Raw genomic sequence first — 2,905 nt, 5'->3', positions numbered from 1 at the left:
AGCGCGCGCTGGGTGCGACGGGTCGCGGCCGCGTCCGCGGCGTCGCCGTGCAGGCGGTGGAAGCGCACGAGCCCGGGGGACAACCACGACCGGACGCGGTCGAGGTCGGCGTTCGCGGCGCGGCGGTAGAACACGTCGTGGACCGCGCTCACGCGCGACTCGCGCAGCGCGGTGAGCGCGGTGGCGTCGTCGACGAGCCACGTGTCGCGGTAGGCGACGAGGGTGTCGCGGTCCGCGTCGGTGAGCCGGGGGAACCCGTCGACGATCGCGGCCGCGGTGACCTCGCCGAGCACGCCGAGCGCCTGGCGGACCCGTCGCGGGTCGACGGGCGTGACGTGCGTGGAGCGGCGCGGGACGACGTCCGTCAGCCCGACGAGCGACAGCCGCGCGAGCGCCTCGCCGAGCGCGGCGCGGCTCGTCCCGAAGCGCTCGCAGAGCTCCTGCTCGACGAGGCGCTGCCCGGGAGCCAGGTCGCCGGTGACGATCGCGTCGAGCAGCCGGTCGTAGAGCGCGGCGCGCTCGGCGGCTCCGGTGACGTCGATCGGCGTGGTGGGGATCGGCACGCCTCGATCGTAGGCCGGTGATCGGTGAAAGTCGGGCCGTAAGTCCTGATCGTGGACGGTGAACGGTGAAATACATTGGAGAACGTCATCGCACCGACACCCCCAGGAGCGCCTCCCATGTCCGTCCTTCGCACCGTCACCGCGACGGGGCTCGCCGCGACCCTCGTGGTCGCCGGGGCCTCGGCCGGCCTCGCCGACCCCGGGACCCCGGGCCAGCCGCAGCCCGCCACCGTCGTCTTCCACGAGGACTTCCAGAACGCCCCCGTCAGCGGCCTGCGCACGATGATCGACCAGTACGCCGGCGCCGACGGTCACACCTACGACGCGGACCCCTACTGGAAGAACGCCGTCAAGGCGAACGGCATGGTCGTCTCGGCGCAGAGCACGTTCGCCACCACCGACGCGACCGGCGCCAAGAACGACACCGAGACCACCGCCCGCGCCACCCTCCGGCAGCTCGCCGAGGCCCTCGGGAAGATCAACGGCAGCACCGACCCGCGCAGCAACCTCGCCATCTCGGCCTACACGCAGGACGTCAAGGCGTCGAACGTCGCCGACAACCTCGTGATGCTGCGGACGAAGGACGACATCGAGCTCAAGGACGCCAACGGCCGCTTCCTCGCGTTCTCGCTCAACGCTGCGGCGACGAACGGCGTCGACAAGGCGCACCCCGACCGCGAGAACCCGCGGCTCATGTTCTACGTGAACCAGGCCGGCACGGGCGAGCAGGCGCTCACGAGCAGCCCGATCGACCCGATCACCGACCCGCGCTCGCAGACCATCGCCGTCACGGCGTCCGCCAACGGCACCAAGGAGCCGGTGCGCGGCGGGCAGTTCGCGTCCGACCGGTCCTTCCTCTACGAGGGCGGCGCGTTCGGCGTCGTCGTGCGCAACCTGACGTCGGGCCACCTCGGCAACGACGGTGCGTTCGACGACCTGCAGGTCATCGACGTCACGCCGCAGCTCGACAAGGCGTTCGACCGCCCGGTCGCGGCCACGGGCGAGTCCGTGCGCCTCGTGCTGACCGTCACGAACACCGACGAGCTCGCCGCGAAGGAGGGCTGGACGTTCGCCGACGAGCTCGCCGACGGCCTGCGCGTCGCGGACCAGCCGAACCTCGTCTCGTCGTGCGTCGGCGACGTCTGGGCGCAGGGCACGAAGGTCGCGGTGACGAACGGGTCGCTCGCCGCCGGGCAGGCGTCGTGCACCGTCGAGGTCGACGTCACGTCGACGACCTCCGGCACCTACACCAACGGCCCGGCGAACATCGTCGTGCGCAAGGGCATCGACGCGCCTGATGCGGCAGTCGTCCGGTTCGAGGCCCCCGGCGCCGTCGTCGTGCACCACGTCGACGAGCACGGCGCGCCACTCGCGGCGGATCAGACGTCGTCCGGCAAGCCCGGCGAGGCCTGGAGCAGCGGCCCGCTCGACATCGACGGCTACACGGTCGTCCGGGTGGACGGTCCGGCCACCGGCACCTACGCCGAGGGGACGACTGCCGAGGTCACGTACGTCTACAAGCCCGTCGCCCCCGCCACCGTGCCCGGAGCGCTCGTCGTCCACCACCGGACCGCCGACGGCACCCGGCTCGCCGACGACGAGCACGTGACCGGCGACGCCGGTGACCCGTACAGCACGCGGCCCCGGCAGATCGACGGCTACGTCCTCGTCCGCGTCGAGGGCGACCCGACGGGCACGCTCCCCGACGGCACCGCGGTCGTGACCTACGTCTACGCGCCGAAGGCGGACCCTGACCCGGAGCCCGCCGACGCGACCGGCGCGCTCGTCGTGCACTACGTCGCGGAGGACGGCAGCCCGCTCGCCGACGACACGACGTCCACCGACAAGGTCGGCGAGGCGTACGGCACCGTGGCGAAGTCGTTCGACGGCTGGACGCTGGTCCGCGTCGACGGCAGCACGACCGGCACGTACGTCGACGGGACCGTCGAGGTCACCTACGTCTACCGGCCGGTCCCGCCCGCGCCGAAGCCCGGCTCCCTCGTCGTCCACCACCAGGCCGTCGACGGCACCCCGCTGGCGGACGACGACACCACGACCGGCGACGCGGGCGACCCGTACAGCACGCAGCCGAAGCACATCGACGGCTACGTCCTGGTCCGCGTGGACGGCGACCCGACCGGCACGCTCCCCGACGGCACGGTGGTCGTGACCTACGTCTACGAGCCCGTCGCGACGCCGGACCCGACCCCGGCGCCCGACCCGGAGCCCCAGCCGCAGCCGGCGCCGGAGCCGACGCCGACCGTCGTCCCGGTGCTCAGCGAGGTCCTGGCGGCCGACCCGGCGTCGGGTGGCCGCACCGGGAGCCTGGCCCACACCGGCAG

The 2,905-nt window shown here is 73.2% G+C and carries 2 protein-coding genes; one reads left to right on the top strand and one right to left on the bottom strand.

Features of this window, described 5'->3' with window-relative positions; genetic code table 11:
- A partial coding sequence (locus HGA02_RS15275) for a GntR family transcriptional regulator (protein WP_168679897.1) occupies positions 1–563 on the bottom strand: 563 nt, incomplete at its 3' end.
- Between the two features lie 117 nt (positions 564–680).
- Here HGA02_RS15275 and HGA02_RS15270 point away from each other — a divergent pair.
- Positions 681–2,905 (top strand): MucBP domain-containing protein (locus HGA02_RS15270; RefSeq protein WP_168679895.1); only part of this gene is annotated, 2,225 nt, incomplete at its 3' end.

Origin of the sequence: Cellulomonas septica (assembly GCF_012396155.1) — a bacterium.
Taxonomy (GTDB): Bacteria; Actinomycetota; Actinomycetes; order Actinomycetales; family Cellulomonadaceae; genus Cellulomonas; species Cellulomonas septica.
This window is presented reverse-complemented; position numbering and strand designations above follow the sequence as displayed.